Genomic DNA, 20746 nt, shown 5'->3' on the forward strand with positions numbered 1-20746 from the left:
GAATAATGGAATTTGAAACAGTCATCGGACTTGAAGTCCACGTTGAATTAAAAACAGATTCAAAAATTTTCTCTGCGAGTCCGAACCATTTCGGTGCAGAGCCAAATACAAACACAACTGTTGTTGACCTTGGTTACCCAGGTGTACTGCCAGTAGTCAACAAAAAAGCAGTTGAATACGGGATGAAGGCGTCTATGGCCCTAAACTGTGAGATTGCACCAGTGACGAAATTCGATCGTAAAAACTATTTCTATCCGGACAATCCGAAGGCCTATCAGATTTCTCAATTCGACAAACCGGTTGGAGAACATGGCTGGATTGAGATTGAAGTAGATGGCTATAAGAAAAAAATCGGGATTACGCGTATTCATCTAGAAGAAGATGCGGGTAAACTAACACATGGCAAAGGGTATTCTTTAGTCGATTATAACCGTCAAGGAACACCTTTAATTGAGATTGTCTCTGAGCCGGATATACGCACACCAAATGAAGCCTATGCGTATTTAGAGAAGCTAAAATCAATCGTACAATATACTGGTGTTTCTGATTGTAAGATGGAAGAAGGTTCCTTACGTTGTGATGCCAATATTTCATTACGACCTGTCGGCCAGGAGGAATTTGGTACAAAAACAGAACTGAAAAACTTAAACTCTTTTAACTTTGTTCGTAAAGGATTAGAGTACGAAGAGAAGCGCCAAGCAGAAGTCCTTCGTGAGGGTGGTGTCATTGAACAAGAGACACGTCGTTTTGATGAAGCTACTGGGAAAACATTGTTGATGCGTGTGAAGGAAGGTTCTGACGATTATCGTTACTTCCCAGAGCCGGATTTATTAGATATTGTGATTGATGAAGATTGGAAAGCCCGTATTCGTGCGGAAATTCCTGAACTACCAGATGCACGTAAAACACGTTATATCGATACGTTCGGCTTACCTGCCTATGATGCAGGTGTCCTTACCGTAACAAAGGAAACAGCGGATTTCTTTGAGGCGACTGTTGCAGCGGGAGCAGAGCCGAAACAAGCTTCAAACTGGATCATGGGTGAGGTATCAGCCTATCTTAATGCAGAAGGGCTCGAACTCCATGAAACAAAGCTAACAGCAGAAGGGTTAGCAGGAATGATTGCGTTAATTGAAGATGGAACGATTTCTTCAAAAATTGCTAAAACTGTTTTCAAAGAATTAATTGAGAATGGTGGAGAAGCAAAGAAAATCGTTGAAGATAAAGGATTAGTGCAAATTTCAGATGAATCAGCGCTACTCGCTATCGTTACTGAAATCCTTGATAATAACCCACAATCCATTGATGATTTCAAAAATGGGAAGAAAAAAGCAGTCGGCTTCCTTGTTGGTCAAATGATGAAAGCAACAAAAGGACAAGCGAATCCACAAATCGTAAATAAATTATTAATGCAGGAAATACAAAAGCGTTAATCAAAAAAATCCGGACAATTGTTCGGATTTTTTCGTTTAGTAATGGCAATGCAATAAAGTTGATTAATTTAATAAAGTCATTACATTTTGTATAAATGGTGCCAGAAACTGAAATGAAAAGAGTAATTTTAACGGATAGAAATTTTGTACAGCTCAATAGCAGGAGTTTGGGAGTCAAAAGATGGAATCGCTTGAGATATAAGCAAATAGAGAATCTATACTAAAGAAAGGGTAGCTGCCAAATAAGTAGTGTAATCAAGGGAATCGCGACTGATAAAAGAGTCGCTGTTAAATAAGTAGGGCAACCAAGAGAATCGCGACTGATAAAAGGCTCCCTTGCCATATAAGTAGCGTAACCCGAAGAATCGTGACTAAAAAAAGAATTCCTTGCTATATAAGTAGGGCAACCAAGAGAATCGCGACCGATAAAAGGCTCCCATGCCATATAAGTAGCACAACCCGAAGAATCGCGACTGATAAAAGGATTCGTTGACATATAAGTAGCGTAACCTGGAGAATCCCGACTAAAAAAAGGATTCCGTGCTATATAAGTAGCGTAATCTGGAGAATCGCGACTAATAAAAGGCTCGCGCGTTATATAAGTAGCGTAACCAAGAGAATCGCGACTAAAAAAAGGATTTGTTGACATATAAGTAGCGTAACCCGAAGAATCGCGACTAAAAAAAGGATTCCGTGCTAGATAAGTAGGGCAACCAAGAGAATCGCGACTGATAAAAGGATTCGTTGACATATAAGTAGCGTAACCTGGAGAATCCCGACTAAAAAAAGGATTCCGTGCTATATAAGTAGCGTAATCTGGAGAATCGCGACTAATAAAAGGCTCGCGCGTTATATAAGTAGCGTAACCAAGAGAATCGCGACTAAAAAAAGAATTCCTTGCATATAAGTAGCGTAACCTGGAGAATCCCGACTAAAAAAAGGATTCCGTGCTAGATAAGTAGCGTAACCCGAAGAATCGCGACTAAAAAAAGGATTCCTTGCTAGATAAGTAGGGCAACCAAGAGAATCGCGACTGATAAAAGTCTCCCAAGCCATATAAGTAGCACAACCCGAAGAATCGCGACTAAAAAAGGCTTCCACGCCATATAAGTAACAAAACCAAGAGAACCGCTACTAATAAAAGCCCTCCTGTCATACAAGAACTGCAAAAAAAGAAAACACATGCTAACATAAACTGATCTTCAACGATAATCTATCCAAAACGAACACCTCAGTTGTATCTATCACCATTATCAACACCAGCAATTACTATTAATTCCCGTCTCTATACAAATATGAAAATTCCCCTAGCACTTAAGTTTATCATCAGTTGAGAGGATGACGCGCTTTAGCGAAATGTATGCTGCTTCTTCAGGTCCCTACTTACAATCATTGCTAATAAAACGGCACTAATGCCTGCCACTAACTTGCCAATAATCATGGCAAATACGACTTCTTTCTGAATACCGGCAACAAAGGCTAAATGACTTCCTAGAACAAAGGCTCCGCTTACAGCAAAAGCAACATTAACGACCTTGCCTCTCGGTTCCATATCTTTTAGCATGATCAACATGGGAATATTATGAGCGAGTGAAGCAATCAACCCAGCTGTTGATTTATCACTTAGTTTTAACCAAGATCCCACCTTACTGAGTGGTTTCCTGAAATATTTCGAAATAAAAGCTACTAAAGGAAAAGCTCCCGCTAAGAAAATAGCAATCGAACCGACTGTTTGAACCCCTTCCTCAATTGGCGTTAAATGGGGGATCAGTGTTAGGTCTGTTAATGTTTCAAATATAATCGCTGTAAGACCAATAATTGCAATGATTTCAATGAATTTACCGAAGATGGCAAATCCTCGAATCATGTTCTCAGGCTTTTTCCATAATCCCCAAGCAATTAGCAAAGAGAATACAATGGTAGGAATCAAGTTTTTGATAATCATAAAAAACGGCAATCCAGCAACTAGGCCTCCAGCTAAACAACCAAAAGGTACAGTAATAAGTCCCACTAGAATACCCCTCGCAAAATAAGGTTGGTCTTCTTTTTCTATGAGTCCTAAGGCAACAGGGATTGTAAATACGATAGTCGGTCCCATCATAGTGCCAAGGAAGACCCAAGCGAAAAGTTCTGAATCCACACTAATGGACATCTCAGTGGCTAGGGAATAGCCCCCCATATCAATGGCGAGAATAGTATTGGCGAACGCTGCTGGGTCAGCTCCTACGAATTCATAAACGGGAGAAATCACAGGTGTTAAAATGGCTGCTATGACGGGTGCTAAAGAAATAATCCCAATCATAGATAACGCGAGGGAGCCCATCGTCATCATTCCTGCAGTGAATCGCTCACCTAGTCCTAATTTATTCCCGCATATTTTATCAAGTGCACCGACACAAAGGAAAGCGGCAACAATAAAAATAATCAAATCATTTATGCTCATCTTGTTTCTCCATTCGAAATGATGTTTATTAGAAAATTGCAGGGGTTGTAATTGAAATAATGATTGTTTCTTGATTGAGTGGGTTTTCCCACATATGAGGTACGGTTGATGGAAAATGTATGGTTTCTCCTTCGTTTAGATGATATTCCTCATCCTCCACTCTTACAATAAGTGCCCCCTGTAATATATAGAAAAACTCTTCACCTGGGTGCCTTACCAGTTCAACATCTTTTTGTCGAGGTTTTAACTTTACGATGAATGGTTCCAATTTCCGTTCAGGAAAATGACCACTTAGTTTAATAAATGTAGAGTCCGAGCTTTCCATTTTAAATGGTCGTTGGTGCTCTTTTTTCATGACATAATGAAAATCATCATCTTCTTCAAAGAAATGAATCATTTTAACCCCAAAAGCATCAGCAATCCTTTTTAAAGAAGTGATAGCTAATGAAGAGGTACCTCTTTCAATTTGTGATAAAAAACTAACAGATAGCTCCGTTTTCTCACTTAGTTCTTTCAATGTCATGCCTTGCTCGTACCGAAGTTGTTTAATCTTCTTATATATATCATCCATTGAGGTGACATCCTTTCTTTTTTTGCTTTTTTATCTTATCATGTTTTATACAGTAATAGTATAATAATTTTACCTATACTATAAAAGGGGGAATTAAAAATGAGTATTTACCAAAAAAGGTTAAAACAATTACAGTTATATATAAATGAGCAGAAACTTGATTTTGCTATCGTAACTCAACCTAAAAACATATTCTATTATACTGGGTTTAATAGTGAACCGTATGAAAGATTCATGGCGGTTGTTATTGATCTACAAAAGAGTGAGGAGTACTTATTTGTGCCAGCATTAGACTATGAAGCAGCTAGCGAGCATTCGTATGTGAAAAACATTATTCCGATTAGTGATGATGAAAATCCATATGAAAAATTAAAATCAGTCATCCAAGTGAATAATCAAATAGTAGGATTGGAAATAAAAGAGATCACACTTTATCAACAAGAACAACTTAAAAACGTTTTTCCGCATTTTAATTATCAAGATATAGGTAGGTTCATAGCAAACCAAAGAATGCTGAAAACGCCAGCTGAACGGACAAAGGTTTTACATGCAGTAACAATTATTGAAAAAGTACTCGCTGAGGGATTGAAGAAAATTGAAAAAGGGATGACAGAGCTCGATTTAGTATCAGAGTTTGATTATTTAATGAGAAAATTCGGTGCCGATGGTCCTTCTTTTTCTACCACGGTCCTCTCAGGTGCAAAATCATCTTTACCACATGGGCACCCTGATCAGAACAAGCTCGAAAAAGGTGACTTTCTCTTAATTGATATGGGGGTTGTTGCGGATGGGTATTGTTCCGATATCACACGTACTTTTGTTTTAGGAGAACCAACGACTAAGCAAAAGAATATCTATGAAATTGTAAGGCAGGCTACACTTTCGGGTGTTTCAACAGCCCGTGCAGGTATCCCAATCGGCTCAATTGATAAAGCGGCTCGCCGAGTGATCCAAGAGGCAGGCTATGGACAATATTTTAATAATCGCGTGGGCCATGGATTAGGTATTGATGTTCATGAAGAGCCTTCTATTCATGAAAAGAACGATCGCTTAGTTGAAAAAGGTTTACTTTTCACGGTAGAACCTGGGATTTATATACCGGGATTTGGTGGGGTGAGAATTGAAGAAGACGTCTATATAAACGAAGAAGGAACGGCCGAAATTCTTACATCTTTCCCAACAGCATTGCAAGTAATTGACCGTTTTTAACTTAGTTTAACGATCGTTTTTATCGAAATAATTTGGATTACAACCACTTTACTTATGGTAAAAGGTAGTTTATAGAAATAACTTGCAGATCTTCTATATTAAAATGCCATACATATCTCGTTTGGATATTTTATCCTTTCTTAATCCACGTATAAGAGTACCTCGCTAGTTTATGTTATTATGGTTAAAACGAAGCGGAGGGAAGGTGTGAACCTTTTGCATTGGATGATTCTATTCATCATTGTTTCCGGTTTTATCACAGTTGCTTCTATGAAAAAAAGGATGGAGAATAAACTCGCGAGGCTAGTGGCTCAAGGTGAAAATGGGGCGTACAAAAGAAATAGAGATATGCAAGCAATTATATACTGGATTTTAGGTACAGTAGCCTGGGGTGTCGTAAGTATCTTTCTTATTATATGGTCATTTAATGATTTCTTCGAATAACAGATTGGTTTGTAAAATAAAACACTTTGATTGTTGAGGAGTTTATATTTTATATAATCAATCTTTTTTTTGTTAATTTTTCCTACACGACTACTTCCTTTAAGAGATTGTTAAACAATTGCAACAAATTTCGACAAAAGTCTTCCCGTTCCTGTGGTATATTGGCTAATGGTGATAGTATTTAGAAAATTAAATAAAAGAACACTTATAGTTTAGCATCTTGGAGGGGATAAAAATTGCATTACGATACAATTATTATCGGCGCAGGTTCGATGGGGATGGCTGCAGGTTATTATTTAGCGAAAGAGGGCAAAAAGGTTTTGCTTATCGATGCAAATAGGCCACCTCATCAGAAAGGAAGTCATCATGGTGAGACGAGAATCATTAGATATGCTTATGGTGAAGGACATGCTTATGTGCCACTCTTGTTAAAGGCTAAACAACTATGGGAAGAAGTAGAGAAAGAATCCGAAATGGAGTTGTTTTTACAAACAGGTGTTTTAAATATTGGTAGCGAGACTTCTCTTTTTATGAAGGAGGTCAAAACAAGTGCGGAAAAATATCAGTTACCACTTGATGTTTACACACATGAAACGGTCAATACTAAATGGAGTGCATTACATTTAGATGATGGAATGGTTGCTTATCATGAGCCGACATCTGGGGTTTTGAAGTGTGAAGATTGTATTGAGGCTTACCGGAGACTTTCTTTGTCCTATGGTGCTAAAATCGTGACTGATAGCGTAATTACTGACTTATCTATTATAGAAGGGATTGTTAATATTGCTACACAGGATGGTCATTATTCAGGAGACTCGTTAATTGTATCAGCAGGAGCTGGCACAAATTCCATCCTTAGTTATCTGGACTTGCAGCTTCCATTAAATCCGATTCGGAAAACTTTCGCTTGGTATGAAGCACAAGAGGATGTTTATGAGGCGAAACAGTTTCCAGCCTTTACATTTGAATCGCCATTAGGTCATTATTATGGCTTTCCTAGTATAGATGGTTCAGGATTGAAACTAGGAAGGCATGATGGAGATGTTCAGAGAATAGAGAGTAAACAAGAAGTGCAGCCTTTTAATGAGGATGATGAGAGAGAGCTTACAACATTTCTAGGGAGATATTTCACTGAAAAAACAAATTTACAATTTGGTAAAACCTGTATGTACACAATGACACCAGATGAGCATTTTATTATTGATCAACATCCTCAATATGAGAATGTTGCAATTGCAGCGGGATTTTCCGGTCATGGATTTAAATTTAGTAGTGTAGTTGGTCATGTTTTAAGCGAACTAATCCAAGGAAAAACTTCGTCAGTGGATATTTCCCCTTTCACAATTGAGAGATTTGCTGAATTGAAGCGATAATAATGAGGGAAATGTCGTTAATCAGATACTTTCCTGGGAAATAAGAGGAATTATGTCGGAGAGGGATAGAAGAAGGTTCAAGTTTCGACACCAGGTCATAGAGGAGGTGTAAGAGCATGCAAAAAATTGGTGTTCTTTCGTCATTACTACGTTATCCTGTCAAGTCATTTGGTGGTGAAAATGTTGAGTCCACTAGAGTCTTACCATACGGTGTGTATGGCGACCGAAGCCACGTCATTATAGATAGGAGTAGACAAGGAAAATACCTTACGATCACTCAATATCAAGAAATGGCAGCATATCAAGCCACTTTTGTCAGTGAGGAAAATGAAGATACATACCCGGAGTTACAAATACATACAGCAAATGGAGAGAGGTACGGGTGGAATGATGAGAGGTGGAGGCAAGATCTTCGTCTGAAAAGTGGAAGGGATTTATCTTTTCATTCTTTTACGCCATCCTATGTACCCATTGGGGCTATTGAAGAAGCTCCCCTTTTGTTAGTAACACATTCATCACTACAATATTTAAGTAAGCAACTTGGAAAAAGTGAAATCGATCCGAAGCGTTTCCGTCCCAACTTTATTATCCATACTGATTACGATATGCCATTTTCGGAACATGATTGGATCTCCAACCAAATGAAAATAGGAGAAGAAGTGGTGATAGAGATAACTAAGCCTTGCGAACGTTGTATGATTATTACTATTGATCCGAAAAATGGAAAAAGGACACCTACCATACATAAAGAGATTATTAGAACCAATCATAATCATTTTGGTGTTTATGCAAAAGTGATTCAAACGGGGAACGTAAAGCTTGGTGATGAGATTTGGCTATAAATGACTGATGAGGGGTGATACAGTGCAATCGCAAAAACAAGCGATGATCCGCCATCATGAACAGTTTATTAAATTTATAGAATCAATCCCAACAAGCCATTGGCGGAAAGAAATAAATGAAGGAAAATGGTCGGTCGCTGAAGTGGTAGGTCATTTTATTCCGTGGGATGAATTTATTTTAAAAAAGCGTCTACCATTTGTTTTATTACACCTTCCTCTACCAAAAGCTCCTTCTGCAGAAGAAATGAATCCAACAGCCGCGGAAGCAGCAAGAAATCAATCGCAGGAGACAATCATTGCAGAATTGCTTGTAAAAAGAAAACTAATAATAGAAAGAATCTCTAAAATTCCAGATTCGTATTGGCAAAAACCGTTAATCATTGGCAATAAGAAAATAAGCCTATATGATTATCTCATCGGGCTTGCTGCACATGACGAACATCATATGAAGCAAATTAGTGCCATACTTTAATCGTTCAATGGTATGATATGATTGGATAAAAACGTAAGAGGGATGTGCAAAGGAAATGGAATTAAGAGAATGGTTTGAAAAGGGTTTAACGAAAGAGCAATATCTAAATCATATGCAAGTAAACAAAGAAGGTATGCTTACCATTTATGAGGGTTTTTCACTTAGTGAAGAAGAAAAGGAAGCATTACAAGAGGTCAAGCAAAAAAATCTGCACGCCATTGTCCTTACTGAGGATTGGTGTGGCGATGCGATGATTAATAATCCTGTTCTATTAAAAATTGCTGAGGAAATCGGTATGGAAGTACGGTTTGTTCTAAGAGATAGTAATTTAGAATTAATGGATCAATACTTAACAAACGGAACAGCACGAGCAATTCCTATTTTTGTATTTATTGATGAAGCAGGTGCAGAACAAGCTGTATGGGGCCCACGTGCACCAAGATTGCAAGATTATGTGATGGAGAGAAGAACCTCCCTACCTGCTAAGGAAGATCCAAGCTTTGAACAGGCTCAAAAAGAGCTTTATAAAAGCATTGGAGAAACCTATCAATCTGATCCAAGTTTATGGCATAGTGTGGCTGAGAGCATTATTGCAAAATTAAAATAAGAGGTGAGGGGAAATGAGTTGGAACCAAAATAGAATAACAGATATGTTAAAGGCGAAATACCCAATATTCCAAGCACCAATGGCAGGAGGAGCGACGACTGTTGATTTAATTAGTAGAACCTCTATGTATGGTGGTGTCGGAAATATCGGAGCGGGTTATATGAGCCCAATGGATATGGAAACGATGATTCATGATATTCGTCAAAAAACCAATCACCCTTTTGGCATCAACTTATTTATACCTGGGAATGATATCGCTTTCACAAAAGAAGAAGAAGAAAGGGCGATTGAATCACTAGAAGTATTTCGTAACGAACTTCAAATTGATGCACCGCTTCAATTACCAAGAAAAGATCACCGCTTATTTTATGAACAGCAATTAGAAGTTGTGATGAAATCTTTTGTTCCGATATGTAGTTTCACATTTGGTATTCCAGAAGAAGCAGTGATAAAAGAATTACAAAAAGAAGGAACAAGAGTAATCGGTACAGCGACATCAGTAGAAGAAGCTGTTCTCTGGGAAGAGAGAGGTTGCGACCTTCTTGTTGTACAAGGGAAAGAAGCAGGCGGTCATCGTGGTACTTTTATCGGTGATGCACTTGATTCCCTTATTCCGTTAGTTGACCTTATTCCAGCAGTTACGGATGAAATCAGTATTCCAGTCATTGCGGCGGGTGGCATAATGGACGCTTCGGGTGCAGAAGTTGCCTTTCGCTTAGGAGCTGAGGGTGTTCAATTAGGTACTGCTTTTTTAGCAACAGAAGAAAGTGGTATTCATCCCGCTTATAAGAAAATGCTTGTCTCTTCTAATAAGAAAACAAGCTTGACAGAAGCCTTTTCGGGTAAATGGGCAAGAGGGATTCACAACCGTTTTATGGAGCAAATGAAAAACCAAACTAGCTTACCTTATCCACTTCAAAATGACTTAACACAAGCGATAAGATTAGTGGCAGCGAAACAAAATCAGACTGACTTCATGTCACTTTGGGCAGGAGAAAGTTATCAAAAGGCTACTCTTCAATCTGTAAAAGTACTCATGGATAATCTTGTTGCAGGGTTGGATCAGCAATTGGATGATGAATAAAGATTAAATTACTCACGCGTGGGAGATGAGACCACGCGTTTTTTATCTTGACAAAACCTCTTACACTTAAAAAAATCAAATAATTTTTAAAAATGAAATAGTTGGAGGTTACGATGTTATTAGAAAGAGCAGGGAAACGAAAAGAGCGCGCTAAACAAATATTGAAGGAGCTTTCTTTACTTGAAAGGTGGTCTCGAATAGGAGAAGTATATGTAGTGGGAGCCTATGCTTATGATTTAATGGTCGATTGTGATATTGATATCGAAGTCTTTTGTGATGAACCTAATGCCAATCAAGTGTTTAGTATGTTAGCGGAGATTGTTGACCACCCACAAGTAGTAGATATTAAATATCACAATTACCTGAATGAATCATTTAATGGTCTCTATTTTAAGATTTTATATAAGTATGATAATCTAGAAGTTTGGAAAATTGATATGTGGTTATTTCCAAAAAGTCATAAAGGACCTTTGTCTAGGGATCTTGTGAAGGAAATGCAATATTCGTTAACACATGAATCAAGAACACACATCCTATCAATAAAAGAGGAACTCTCTAAGAGAGAATTAACCTACCCTTCCATTTTTGTGTATCGAGCAGTCTTAGAAGATGGAATCATAAATAGTGAGCAATTTTACGATTGGTTAGCTGACCAAGATATAACGCGATGGACGCATTGGAAACCAGCAAGAAAAGGAGAGAAATATAGTGGAGATCAGAAAGCCAACTGAAAAAGAGGTAGAAAGTATTTTAAAGTTATCTGTTCAATCAGTGTATGAAGGTACATTAAACCGTTCTAAACCGGAAGAGCGTAAGCTGAGAGAGATGGTTGAATCTATAAGAAGTAACGGGGGAGAATATCTTGTTGCTGTAGAACATGAAGAAATAATGGGATGGGTGCTGCTTGGTGGAAAAAGAGACGAAATGACCGAGCAAGAAATTGGCTTCATTTATGAATTGTATGTGCAAGAAAACAATAGAGGAAAAGGAATGGGTCGGCAATTAATGATGGCAGCGATGAAGGAGCTAAGAAAACAACAGTTCAAAGAATTTCGATTAACAGCTTATCACGGTAACCCAGCCATTGGATTGTACGAGTCACTGGGATTCCAACCCAGAAATATTTCAATGGAATGGAAGCAATCATGATAATCTACGGTAAGTAAGATATTTTGTTTATTGAGACTCTCATCTGGGGAGTCTTTTTCTTGTCATAATAAGTTGGTGTGAAATATATAATGATGATAAAAAGATATCAAGCATATATTCTTTACAACCACCTATTGTTGTTTATTGCAACAACTGGTATACTTTCTTGGTTGGCATCTGGTATACCAGATGCAGATACCAAATTTTCAAAGGGGAGATTGTATGGTTTTTCAAAAGGTTGAACAACCACCTTCTTTTAAGGAACATGCCTATCGTGAAATAAAAAGAGCGATTATTCAACATGATATTGCACCAGGCTCAACAATTCATGAACGTACCTTGAGCGAAAGCCTAGGGATTAGCCGGACGCCTTTAAAGTTAGCACTTCAACAGTTAGAAATGGAAGGCTGGGTACAATCATTACCGAGAAAAGGGATTTCAGTGAAAGAGATAGAGCGTAAAGATGTCAATGAAGTATTTCAATTGCGAAAAGCGAATGAAGCGCTCGTCATTGAACTTTTAATCCCATTATTAAATCAGGAGATGCTACATAAACTAGAGGAAAAGGACCAGCAACTTTTTGAATTGAAAGAGGATCCAGTCGCATTTATGTATCATGATTCTGCTTTTCATTTATTTTTAGCAGAGTTAACAAATAATGAAAGATTGTATCAAATTATTCGTAATTTAATAGATTATGTGAATTGGTATGGGTTATATATATTAAATAAAAGAGTGAGTATCGAAACGGTTTATAATGAACATCAATTGATAATAGAAGGGTTAAGGTCAGGAGATATTGATCGCACAAAAACGGCTATGGTTAGACATCTTGATCATTTTTATTCTGAAATGATGGCCAATCTATCATCCTATTAATAGAAAGAAGGGCAGTTGCTCAGGAAAATAGAGCAGCGTGAATGATGAAAGTTTTATTGGTTATTTTACAAGTATGTATTTTATATATTTTTTCCTTTATAGGAATCTCTATTCAGCATTTTTTCTCATTAACCATACCAGGAAATATTATTGGTATGTTGTTATTATTTGTTTGTTTATGTTTTAACATTGTGCCCGTCAAAATGATAGAGAGCGGTGCGCAGTTTCTTCTTAGTATTCTGATGTTGTTTTTTATTCCAGCAACGGTGGGGGTCATGGATTACCCAGAATTACTATCTGTGCGCGGATTATTACTGATTATTGCGATATTGGTGAGTACAATAATTACAATGGCAGTATCCGGTAAAACAACCCAGTATTTTGCGAAAAAGACACAACAAAGAGAGGCGGATCAAGCATGCGAGACATCTTCTTCTCAATCTCTATGATTCTTCTCACTTTAGTTATCTATTTCGTTGTTTCATCGCTATATAAAAGGTATCCACTACCCATCTTGTTACCAATTTTGTCAGGTACAGTTCTAATGATTATCATTTTAGTAAGCTTAGGTATTTCATATGATAAATACATGGAAGGTGGGCAGTTCATTACATCATTATTAGGTCCGACCGTTGTTGCCCTAGCCTATCCATTATACAAACAACGTGATTTTTTGAAAAAATACCTTTTTACGATTATAGGTGGGGCGTTTATTGCAACTCTAACAGCGATGTTAAGTGTGGGTCTCCTTGGAAAGGCACTTCGTATTGATTCTGCACTAATCATTTCAATGCTACCAAAATCACTTACAACACCTGTCGCAATAGAAGTAGCTAAAGTGTTAGAAGGGAATGCTTCCATGGCAGTTGTCGGGGTAACGATTACGGGGATCTTCGGCGTAATAATTTCCCCCTATATTTTTAAATATTTGAGGATTTACACATCTATTGGTCGTGGAATTGCACTTGGCGGCACCTCGCATGCAATGGGTACGGCAAAAGCGGCTGAATATGATGAGCTCGCTTTTTCCATTAGCTCCATTACTATGTCTATATGTGCCATTATTGGTTCAATCATCGGACCACTCATCGTTTGGGTCTTGCAAATGTAAGCTTCTATTATAATAGAGGCTTTTTTTGTTTAACGAATTCATTCTGATTGTGTTAAATATATCTTAGACGAGGGATGAGATGCCTTTACTGTCAGTTAGGCTATTTATCAGTTCATTTATCGTATCAGTTTATACGCAAATTAAAGGGTTTTCAACGATCGCCAAGAATAGATACAGTACAGAGTCAATAAAGGAGGAAGCGATTTGCCACAAAAAACAGATGAGATTTTCTCACATCAGTTTCATCAAAACCCTTATGATTATTACAAAGAAATTAGACCACACCAGCCATTTACAAAGGTGAAGTTATTCAGTGGTATGGAGTCTTGGATGGCATTTAGTTATGAAGCGAGTGAAGCGGTGTTAAAAGATCCACGTTTTATAAAAGATATGAGAAAAGTCTATCCAGACGAAATAACAGATGAGAATATGCCACCGATTGCGAGTAGTATGTTATTTGTTGACCCGCCTGACCATAGAAGGTTACGCAATCTTGTCCAATATGGCTTTACGCCCAAAAAAATAAATGCGCTTAAAGGAAGAGTGGAAGAAATTGCTCTAGAACAAGCAGAACTAATGAAGGGAAAAGAGACGGTTGATTTTATAGAAGTGTATGCATTTCCGATTCCTATTCGTGTCATCTGTGAATTGATTGGTGTGCCTGAGGCAGATCAAATGGATTTTCAACGATGGTCACATGTGTTAGTAGATGTAATGGATCCCGAAGATCACGACGAAGCGATGGGCGAATTCATTGTTTACTTAGAAAATTTAATTGAACAAAAGAAACTTACTCCGCAGGCGGACTTACTTTCTGATTTAATTCGAGCGGAGGAGGATGGGGATAAATTATCGAAGCGTGAGCTAATCGGTGTCATCATGTTATTAATCGTAGCAGGGCATGAGACTACAGTAAATTTAATCGCCAACGGGTTACTCGCCTTATTGTCACATCCCGATCAGCTACAATTATTAAAAGAAAACCCTGACTTGATGCCACAGGCAATTGAAGAACTTTTACGATATAACGGGCCGGTTGAGTTCAGTACGGATCGTTGGGCGAGTGAGTCTTTTACCTTTATGGGCCAGGAAATTGCACAGGGTGATCATGTCATTGTTTCTCTTGCTTCAGCTGATCACGATCCGCAAGTTTTCTCAAATCCAGAGCAGTTAGATATTACAAGAGAGAAGAGCCCGCATATTGCCTTCGGAAAAGGAATTCATTATTGCTTAGGTGCACCATTGGCAAGATTAGAAGGGGACACCGCTTTACGTATATTATTGCAGATCTTTCCCAAAGTAAGCTTAGCTGTCCCCGAGTCTGAACTAGAGTGGAGACAAAGTATCATTATTCGTGGGTTAAAAACCATGTTTATTAACTTAAATAAAAATTAAGAGGATAAACAAAATCTCTTTGTTCTTGGATGCTTTATGGATAAATCGCAAAAAATGACGTGTGAACAGGTGCACGTCATTTTCCTTTTTTATTCCTATTTTAGGTTTTCATTGTTCTTGATTTTATATTTAATGTAGGACAAACCACCAGTATAAGAACACCTAAATAATCTAAATGGTGCAGATCAATGAAAAGTTGAAAATGAATAGGAATATCATTGTAATTTTCTTGTGAAGAAACAAGAATATGGTAATACTCTGCTAGCTACCTTCAATAGAAGAAATATTTATGTGTTACGCTATACTGTCTAACAATGGAGAAGGAAAATCAACAGAAACTGAAGTTTGGATTGGGAGTTACAATGTTTCTAAGTCATTAGCATTTAATGATTACTTAAAAGGTATTAACTTCATAAATATATTTCCTATAATTATTCCAGGAATTACACATAACATTGGTAACCAAACAGGTCCCAATAGTATACCGAAAATCGTGAAGTCTACCGAAAAAAGCAAACCAGCTGTAACAAAATAACCCGAAAACACAAATGGGATGAAAGAATATTTACTTCCTACACCAGATTCTTTATAAGCATCCCAAATCGCATAGAAATATAAACAAGGATAAAACATAAGCCAGTGATAATTTGCTTGTTCTATAGCCATAGGAATATTCCCTTTAAAGCTATATATAATGATTTCATTAAACTTTGATTTAATGTTTATAAATATTTCTAGCATGAGAAAAACGGTGCCCTTAAATAGTTTTCCATTTAAATATTGTCCAAGTCCTGGTAAAGCAATACTCCATAATATTTTCTCTAGTGGAGAATATTTCATACTGTTCCACCTTTACAAGCATTACTTCTTTTTCAAAGGATTTAAGCTGGAAAGTAATCTCTCTATATAATTGAGATAATACCTTCATTTGAGAGCGACCGTTTTTTCCAGAAGCGGTTAAAATCCCCTTATTTCTTTCGATTGTGGCACTTGACAAGAGATGAAGGTTTTTGACGACTTTCCTTTTTTAGCATCAGTTGTAAGACACTATGTCTTCGCCTCTTTATACAGTTTCATCACACGGAATTAATGTAATTTAATTATATGTGGATAATTGCAAAAACGATTTCATTAAGTCCAATTTGAACTGTAATACCCTAAATTTCGTATGATCTTGTTTCTCCTGCTTTGCAAAAAAAGTAACAACAAGTTAAATATTTCTTTAATGGATTTATCCACAACTATAGTCATCAGACTATCCATTAACTATATCTTTATTGTTTGATTCATATATGCTCCCCATATTTGTCCTTGTCTTTAGAGAAGTAAGTCTAAGATTATTATTCATATTATCACCTTAAATCTATCATTTTCAAACTCCCAATAAATTATGAGTTTAAGTTAATTATTACCTTTATCCTTTTTAAAACAGGGTTTTTACAATGCAATTGAATTTCCTTTTTATCCTTAATAACTTTGGCATCGAATATTACTTGGTGAATGGGACACCTTATGAGTAAAAACTGCGAGGAGTCAAAAATGAACAATACATCTAATGCAAAATTAACTTCTGCTGAGATTGCAGCATTATGGACACAGTATATGAACGAAACCGCAAGTATTTGTATTCACAAACATATGTTGGAACATATAGAGGATACTGAAATAAGAAGTGTATTTGAATATGCAATGGCCCTTAGCCACGAACATACACGAAAAATTAAAGAGTTCTTTAAGAGTGAAAGTTTTCCGATTCCCATTGGATTTTCTGACAATGATTACATACCAAATGTACCTCGCGTTTTCTCTGATGTTTTTTGTTTAAATTATTTAAACATTATGTCCATACATGGTTGTAATGGGTATAGTGGTGCAATAACTACATGTACTAGAGTAGATGTTCGAAATTATTTTAGTGAATGTATAACTACTTCGGTGGAATTGTGTAACCAAACGAAAAACTTACTTTTAGAAAAAGGTTTGTATTTGCGTCCCCCTGTGATTACCCCTCCAGATAGAGCAGAATACATAGATGATAAAAGTTATTTAACGGGATGGTTGGGAGAAAAAAGGCCATTAAGCTGCATTGAAATAGCAGATATTTATTTTAATTTAAAGAAAAGCATATTTGCTAAGGCGTTTGTAGTTTTTGCTCATCAAGTGGCAAAATCAAAAGATGTAAAAAAATTATTAAAGAAAGCTGTAAAGACAAAAGAGAAGCATGTAAGGACGTTTTTTGAAGTTTTTCTAGCAGAAAACCTCCCGAATCCGTCTATTTTTGATGCTGAAATTACAGATTCGACGAACTCACCATTCTCTGAAAAACTCATCATGTTCCAAGTAGGATTTTTATTTTCAACAGCAATGGTGTATTACGGGACCGGTTGGGCTACTTCACCAAGACGAGATTTATCACCAAAATACATGAAAGCAATTGCAGATGATTTAGATATTGGTAATGAATGGATTAATCTAATGATTAAGAATCGTTGGGTCGAACAACCCCCATTGTCTGAAGATAGAAGTAAATTAGCAGAACAAAAAAATGAATAGCTACCAATAGGTGGCTTTTTCTTCTTAATACTAATAGGAAGGCAAATAAAAAAAGAGCTAAGAAGCTCTTTTTTTATTCCCAATGACTTGCATGCTCTTGAACGATTTCCATCATACACTTTATCGATGGAGAAATCCATTTATCTTTATGATGCGTCATATAAGTTGAAATCGACGATTGCTTATTAGATACCTTTTCCCCCTTAAACACCCCATTTTTCAATTCTTCTTTCACTGAGAACAAAGGCACTAAAGATATGCCCAACCCATGTTTAACACAATGCTTAATGGCTTCAATGCTCTGAAACTCTAAACTAGCTTCAATATCTAACTGGTTTAATTTTATATACTCATCAAAAACAGACTTGTAACTACATCGTAAATCAGAATACAATGCGGTTCTGGAGAAGTCTTTTTCATTGGGGCTAATTAATACCATTTTCTCTCTAATCAATTCCTTAATAAATAAATCTTCTTTTATCCAATCTTCTTTTTCCAAAATGAGTGCTAAATCAATATCTCCGCTTTGTAGACTCTTAGTAACATCATAGTTCTCTAATGATTTAACATGTAAATTAACCTTTGGATATCTCTGTTTAAATTCAAGTAGAATAAGTGGAATTCGACAGATGGTCAACGATTCCGATATACCAATGGTTAGTTGACCCTGTGGTTCTTTATCTATATTTAAAGATTGATTGTAAAGTTCAATAATTTGGGTAGCATATGGATAGAATTGTTTTCCAAAATGCGTTAAAACTACCTTTTTTCCTAATCGGTCGAACAAAGGATTGTCTAACTCTTTTTCAAGCTCTTTAATGTGTGTTGTAATAGAGGATTGTGAATAGCCTAGGTGTTGGGCTGTTCTATTAAAACTACCTTTTTCTACTATAGTTTTAAATGTAATTAATTGACGTAGCTCCATATTTATACCCCTTGTTGGTTCAATATTATTGAATGTTTAATTTTAATATATTCATTTTACTAAACTACATACTTCATTTAAGCTATTTACTAAGAAGTTGTCAATTATCAAATCAACAGGAGGAATCTTAAGATGGATAAAAATATTTTGTTTCAATCATTCAACATCAACAATACAGAACTTAAAAATAGAGTAGCGGTTGCACCTATGACGCGAATTAGTGCAGACCAAGAAGGTTTCATTACAGACAGAATGATTAAATACTACCGTTCTTTTGCAGAGGGTGGCTTTGGGCTAATTATTACGGAAGGCACATATATAGATGACGAGAACAGTCAAACGTATCAGTTTCAACCGGGAATTGCATTGGATGGACAAGCGAAAGAATGGAAGAAAATTGTTGATGCTGTTCATTCAGAAGGTGGAAAGATCTTTATGCAATTGCAACATACCGGACCACTTTCCCAAGGAAATCGATTTACTGAAGAAACCATAGCGCCATCTGCTGTTCAACCGAAAGGAGAGCAATTAAAATTCTATCTTGGAGAAGGTCCATTTAAACGGCCAAGAACCATTACAAAAGAGGAAATGGTAGATGTTAAATACAGTTTTGTAGAGGCGGCAAAAAAAGCAAAATCTGCTGGTTTTGATGGTGTAGAATTGCATGGTGCAAACGGATATTTATTAGATGCTTTTTTAACAGAGTACACGAACGTTCGGACAGATGAATATGGGGGGAGCACCGAAAATAGAGTACGGTTTCTTGTTGAAGTTGCCAACGCTGTAACGGAAGCCGTTGCGGATGAGCAGTTTATTGTTGGGATGAGAATTTCACAATCACAAGTCAATGACTACTTTTATAAGTGGTCAGGCAAAGAAGTAGATGCAGAGATCATTTTTAGTGCATTAGGTAAGTCAGGATTAAATTATATTCACGTAACAGAATTTGAAGCTTGGCAACCTGCCTTCGAAGGTAGTGAGACTTCTCTTGTATCTCTTGCAAAAAAATACAGCGAATTACCGATAATCGCCAATGGACAACTCGAAAATGTAGATAGAGCAATTGAAATGTTAACCGATGGAGGTGCCGATCTAGTAGCTCTTGGTAAAGGAGCCTTAGCTGATCATGATTGGGTTAAAAAAGTTCAGCAAGGTGAAGTACTTTCTACATTTAATGCCGAAGCAACACTTCATCCCATAGCCAATATAAAGGATTTTGAAATAGAATAATACTAACTTGAAAAGTGAAATCGTCATGAGTTTCCTTATTGAACTAACAGTTAAATAAGGAAGCTCTTTTCTTATGGAACAATGGGGGCAGGTTTGTTGAATAAGATTTTTAGTAATGTTAAATTTTAACTTAAGATAGTCGGCAAAATGATAGGAGTGAACCAATGAACAATGAAATGTTTATACATATAAGTAAATGTAAATTATATGCTAAATTGGTGGGAGAAAATAATGGAAAGCCAACAGTCATAATGGATGCCGGATATGGAGACTTTTCTAAGGCATGGAATTCAGTATTAAGAGAGATTTCAATGCTCTCTAGTGTACTAATTTATGATAGAGCAGGACTTGGGAAAAGTGAACCAAGTTCTAGTCCCAGAACTAGCAGTGAAATGGTAAAAGAATTAAAGGAACTTCTTAGTGAAGCTAAGATTAAGCCTCCCTACATATTAGTAGGTCATTCGTTTGGTGGAGTAAATATGCGGATGTTTGCTACTGAATATCCAAATGAAGTTTGTGGACTAGTCTTGATTGACTCTACTCCAGAAGAATACAGAGAGCGTTTTCTCCCTACAATGTCAAAAGATTTTCAACAAGCATATAAGAGGCAATTCGTTTACGAAGGAAATTATGGAGAATTTATGGAAAGCCTGAAGCAGTTAAAAGACACTAGAAAAAAATTAAATGTCCCATTAATTGTTCTATCTGCGGGTCAGAAAGCTCATTATTCTATAGAATCACAAAAGTTATGGAATGAAATGCAGGGAGAGATTCTCGAAATATCCTCTGAAGGAGAATTAATAATTGCTGAAAATAGTGCTCACTATATACAAAATGACGAACCGAAAGTCGTAGTCTATGCAATAAAAAAGTTAATTGAGAATAATTAGTTCAGCTGCTAATTTAAGCAGCTTTTCTTATAGAATAAACGGGGCAGCATTCCTGTAATAAGTGAAAATGAAATTTGATAGAAAAAAGACCTCTTGATAAGATAAATGTGTCCTAAGCCGGCTAGCTAAAAGGGAC

General features: G+C 36.7%; 23 protein-coding genes. 18 read left to right on the top strand and 5 right to left on the bottom strand.

The window, feature by feature from the left end; genetic code table 11:
- Positions 1-5 precede the first annotated feature (5 nt).
- Positions 6-1433 carry an Asp-tRNA(Asn)/Glu-tRNA(Gln) amidotransferase subunit GatB gene (gene gatB, locus MKX83_RS03655; RefSeq protein ID WP_224939000.1) on the top strand — a complete coding sequence of 476 codons (1428 nt, stop codon included), beginning with the start codon at positions 6-8 and terminating at the stop codon, positions 1431-1433.
- A 220-nt stretch (positions 1434-1653) separates the two neighbouring features.
- Here the strand turns inward: gatB and MKX83_RS03660 are convergent, their stop codons facing one another.
- From MKX83_RS03660 to MKX83_RS03670, 3 genes are all read right to left on the bottom strand, one after another.
- Positions 1654-2184, bottom strand: a complete 531-nt coding sequence (locus MKX83_RS03660) for a hypothetical protein (RefSeq protein ID WP_341054131.1) — start codon at positions 2182-2184, stop codon at positions 1654-1656.
- Between the two features lie 597 nt (positions 2185-2781).
- The gene (gene eutH, locus MKX83_RS03665) at positions 2782-3876 is read right to left on the bottom strand and encodes an ethanolamine utilization protein EutH (RefSeq protein WP_341054133.1); all 1095 of its coding nucleotides are present in this window, start codon (positions 3874-3876) and stop codon (positions 2782-2784) included.
- Between the two features lie 28 nt (positions 3877-3904).
- Complete coding sequence (locus MKX83_RS03670; RefSeq protein ID WP_095370683.1) at positions 3905-4447, bottom strand: cupin domain-containing protein; 543 nt, start codon at positions 4445-4447, stop codon at positions 3905-3907.
- 99 nt (positions 4448-4546) lie between these two features.
- Between MKX83_RS03670 and MKX83_RS03675 the strand changes: the two genes are divergently transcribed.
- The 14 genes from MKX83_RS03675 to MKX83_RS03740 all read left to right on the top strand — a co-directional run bounded on the left by MKX83_RS03675 (position 4547) and on the right by MKX83_RS03740 (position 15012).
- Positions 4547-5656 carry a M24 family metallopeptidase gene (locus tag MKX83_RS03675; protein WP_341054135.1) on the top strand — a complete coding sequence of 370 codons (1110 nt, stop codon included), beginning with the start codon at positions 4547-4549 and terminating at the stop codon, positions 5654-5656.
- A 207-nt stretch (positions 5657-5863) separates the two neighbouring features.
- On the top strand, positions 5864-6100 hold the full coding sequence (locus MKX83_RS03680; RefSeq protein ID WP_095370681.1) for a hypothetical protein: 237 nt from the start codon (positions 5864-5866) through the stop codon (positions 6098-6100).
- 236 nt (positions 6101-6336) lie between these two features.
- Positions 6337-7473, top strand: a complete 1137-nt coding sequence (gene solA, locus MKX83_RS03685; protein WP_095370680.1) for an N-methyl-L-tryptophan oxidase — start codon at positions 6337-6339, stop codon at positions 7471-7473.
- 116 nt (positions 7474-7589) lie between these two features.
- On the top strand, positions 7590-8315 hold the full coding sequence (locus MKX83_RS03690; protein WP_341054139.1) for an MOSC domain-containing protein: 726 nt from the start codon (positions 7590-7592) through the stop codon (positions 8313-8315).
- 22 nt (positions 8316-8337) lie between these two features.
- Positions 8338-8787, top strand: a complete 450-nt coding sequence (locus MKX83_RS03695) for a DinB family protein (RefSeq protein WP_157733805.1) — start codon at positions 8338-8340, stop codon at positions 8785-8787.
- A 55-nt stretch (positions 8788-8842) separates the two neighbouring features.
- Positions 8843-9394, top strand: a complete 552-nt coding sequence (locus tag MKX83_RS03700) for a thioredoxin family protein (protein ID WP_095370677.1) — start codon at positions 8843-8845, stop codon at positions 9392-9394.
- Between the two features lie 13 nt (positions 9395-9407).
- Entirely contained in the window at positions 9408-10478 is a 1071-nt protein-coding gene (locus tag MKX83_RS03705; RefSeq protein WP_341054142.1) for an NAD(P)H-dependent flavin oxidoreductase, read from the top strand.
- A 113-nt stretch (positions 10479-10591) separates the two neighbouring features.
- Positions 10592-11209: a nucleotidyltransferase domain-containing protein gene (locus MKX83_RS03710; RefSeq protein WP_095370675.1), complete on the top strand. Its 618-nt coding sequence runs from the start codon at positions 10592-10594 to the stop codon at positions 11207-11209.
- The gene (locus MKX83_RS03715; RefSeq protein ID WP_095370674.1) at positions 11187-11627 is read left to right on the top strand and encodes a GNAT family N-acetyltransferase; all 441 of its coding nucleotides are present in this window, start codon (positions 11187-11189) and stop codon (positions 11625-11627) included. The genes MKX83_RS03710 and MKX83_RS03715 overlap by 23 nt, the downstream gene beginning before the upstream one ends.
- Positions 11628-11716: 89 nt before the next feature.
- Positions 11717-11869, top strand: coding sequence for a hypothetical protein (locus MKX83_RS03720; RefSeq protein WP_180317016.1), 153 nt, complete (start codon positions 11717-11719; stop codon positions 11867-11869).
- Positions 11850-12506 carry a GntR family transcriptional regulator gene (locus MKX83_RS03725; protein WP_180317015.1) on the top strand — a complete coding sequence of 219 codons (657 nt, stop codon included), beginning with the start codon at positions 11850-11852 and terminating at the stop codon, positions 12504-12506. The genes MKX83_RS03720 and MKX83_RS03725 overlap by 20 nt, the downstream gene beginning before the upstream one ends.
- A 41-nt stretch (positions 12507-12547) precedes the next feature.
- Positions 12548-12955: a CidA/LrgA family protein gene (locus MKX83_RS03730; RefSeq protein ID WP_233435314.1), complete on the top strand. Its 408-nt coding sequence runs from the start codon at positions 12548-12550 to the stop codon at positions 12953-12955.
- Positions 12925-13617 (top strand): LrgB family protein, encoded by a 693-nt coding sequence (locus MKX83_RS03735; protein ID WP_095370672.1) that lies wholly within the window; start codon positions 12925-12927, stop codon positions 13615-13617. The genes MKX83_RS03730 and MKX83_RS03735 overlap by 31 nt, the downstream gene beginning before the upstream one ends.
- Before the next feature lie 204 nt (positions 13618-13821).
- On the top strand, positions 13822-15012 hold the full coding sequence (locus tag MKX83_RS03740) for a cytochrome P450 family protein (RefSeq protein ID WP_341054146.1): 1191 nt from the start codon (positions 13822-13824) through the stop codon (positions 15010-15012).
- A gap of 390 nt (positions 15013-15402) precedes the next feature.
- On the opposite strand, the gene MKX83_RS03745 is transcribed toward MKX83_RS03740, so the two are convergent.
- Positions 15403-15852, bottom strand: coding sequence for a hypothetical protein (locus MKX83_RS03745; RefSeq protein ID WP_341054149.1), 450 nt, complete (start codon positions 15850-15852; stop codon positions 15403-15405).
- 699 nt (positions 15853-16551) lie between these two features.
- Here MKX83_RS03745 and MKX83_RS03750 point away from each other — a divergent pair.
- The gene (locus MKX83_RS03750) at positions 16552-17565 is read left to right on the top strand and encodes a DUF3231 family protein (protein WP_341054151.1); all 1014 of its coding nucleotides are present in this window, start codon (positions 16552-16554) and stop codon (positions 17563-17565) included.
- Between the two features lie 73 nt (positions 17566-17638).
- On the opposite strand, the gene MKX83_RS03755 is transcribed toward MKX83_RS03750, so the two are convergent.
- Complete coding sequence (locus MKX83_RS03755) at positions 17639-18490, bottom strand: LysR family transcriptional regulator (RefSeq protein WP_095370668.1); 852 nt, start codon at positions 18488-18490, stop codon at positions 17639-17641.
- 132 nt (positions 18491-18622) lie between these two features.
- Here MKX83_RS03755 and MKX83_RS03760 point away from each other — a divergent pair, with 132 nt between their 5' ends.
- Together MKX83_RS03760 and MKX83_RS03765 are read left to right on the top strand one after the other, a co-directional pair.
- Complete coding sequence (locus MKX83_RS03760) at positions 18623-19720, top strand: NADH:flavin oxidoreductase (RefSeq protein WP_095370667.1); 1098 nt, start codon at positions 18623-18625, stop codon at positions 19718-19720.
- 164 nt (positions 19721-19884) lie between these two features.
- Complete coding sequence (locus MKX83_RS03765) at positions 19885-20610, top strand: alpha/beta fold hydrolase (RefSeq protein ID WP_095370666.1); 726 nt, start codon at positions 19885-19887, stop codon at positions 20608-20610.
- Positions 20611-20746: the final 136 nt, after the last annotated feature.

Origin of the sequence: Cytobacillus sp. FSL M8-0252 (assembly GCF_038007345.1) — a bacterium.
Lineage (GTDB): Bacteria > Bacillota > Bacilli > Bacillales > Cytobacillaceae > Cytobacillus > Cytobacillus kochii.

What these genes read in the sequence shown, in the direction of transcription:
- MKX83_RS03660 (WP_341054131.1), bottom strand. Translation starts at nt 2,184, where the DNA reads ATGTCAACGAATCCTTTTATCAGTCGCGATTCTCTTGGTTGCCCTACT.
- MKX83_RS03670 (WP_095370683.1), bottom strand. Translation starts at nt 4,447, where the DNA reads ATGGATGATATATATAAGAAGATTAAACAACTTCGGTACGAGCAAGGC.
- MKX83_RS03730 (WP_233435314.1), top strand. Translation starts at nt 12,548, where the DNA reads ATGATGAAAGTTTTATTGGTTATTTTACAAGTATGTATTTTATATATT.
- MKX83_RS03675 (WP_341054135.1), top strand. Translation starts at nt 4,547, where the DNA reads ATGAGTATTTACCAAAAAAGGTTAAAACAATTACAGTTATATATAAAT.
- MKX83_RS03690 (WP_341054139.1), top strand. Translation starts at nt 7,590, where the DNA reads ATGCAAAAAATTGGTGTTCTTTCGTCATTACTACGTTATCCTGTCAAG.
- MKX83_RS03750 (WP_341054151.1), top strand. Translation starts at nt 16,552, where the DNA reads ATGAACAATACATCTAATGCAAAATTAACTTCTGCTGAGATTGCAGCA.
- MKX83_RS03765 (WP_095370666.1), top strand. Translation starts at nt 19,885, where the DNA reads ATGAACAATGAAATGTTTATACATATAAGTAAATGTAAATTATATGCT.
- MKX83_RS03700 (WP_095370677.1), top strand. Translation starts at nt 8,843, where the DNA reads ATGGAATTAAGAGAATGGTTTGAAAAGGGTTTAACGAAAGAGCAATAT.
- MKX83_RS03745 (WP_341054149.1), bottom strand. Translation starts at nt 15,852, where the DNA reads ATGAAATATTCTCCACTAGAGAAAATATTATGGAGTATTGCTTTACCA.
- MKX83_RS03760 (WP_095370667.1), top strand. Translation starts at nt 18,623, where the DNA reads ATGGATAAAAATATTTTGTTTCAATCATTCAACATCAACAATACAGAA.
- MKX83_RS03720 (WP_180317016.1), top strand. Translation starts at nt 11,717, where the DNA reads ATGATGATAAAAAGATATCAAGCATATATTCTTTACAACCACCTATTG.
- gatB (WP_224939000.1), top strand. Translation starts at nt 6, where the DNA reads ATGGAATTTGAAACAGTCATCGGACTTGAAGTCCACGTTGAATTAAAA.
- MKX83_RS03710 (WP_095370675.1), top strand. Translation starts at nt 10,592, where the DNA reads ATGTTATTAGAAAGAGCAGGGAAACGAAAAGAGCGCGCTAAACAAATA.
- MKX83_RS03755 (WP_095370668.1), bottom strand. Translation starts at nt 18,490, where the DNA reads ATGGAGCTACGTCAATTAATTACATTTAAAACTATAGTAGAAAAAGGT.
- eutH (WP_341054133.1), bottom strand. Translation starts at nt 3,876, where the DNA reads ATGAGCATAAATGATTTGATTATTTTTATTGTTGCCGCTTTCCTTTGT.
- MKX83_RS03705 (WP_341054142.1), top strand. Translation starts at nt 9,408, where the DNA reads ATGAGTTGGAACCAAAATAGAATAACAGATATGTTAAAGGCGAAATAC.
- MKX83_RS03725 (WP_180317015.1), top strand. Translation starts at nt 11,850, where the DNA reads ATGGTTTTTCAAAAGGTTGAACAACCACCTTCTTTTAAGGAACATGCC.
- MKX83_RS03735 (WP_095370672.1), top strand. Translation starts at nt 12,925, where the DNA reads ATGCGAGACATCTTCTTCTCAATCTCTATGATTCTTCTCACTTTAGTT.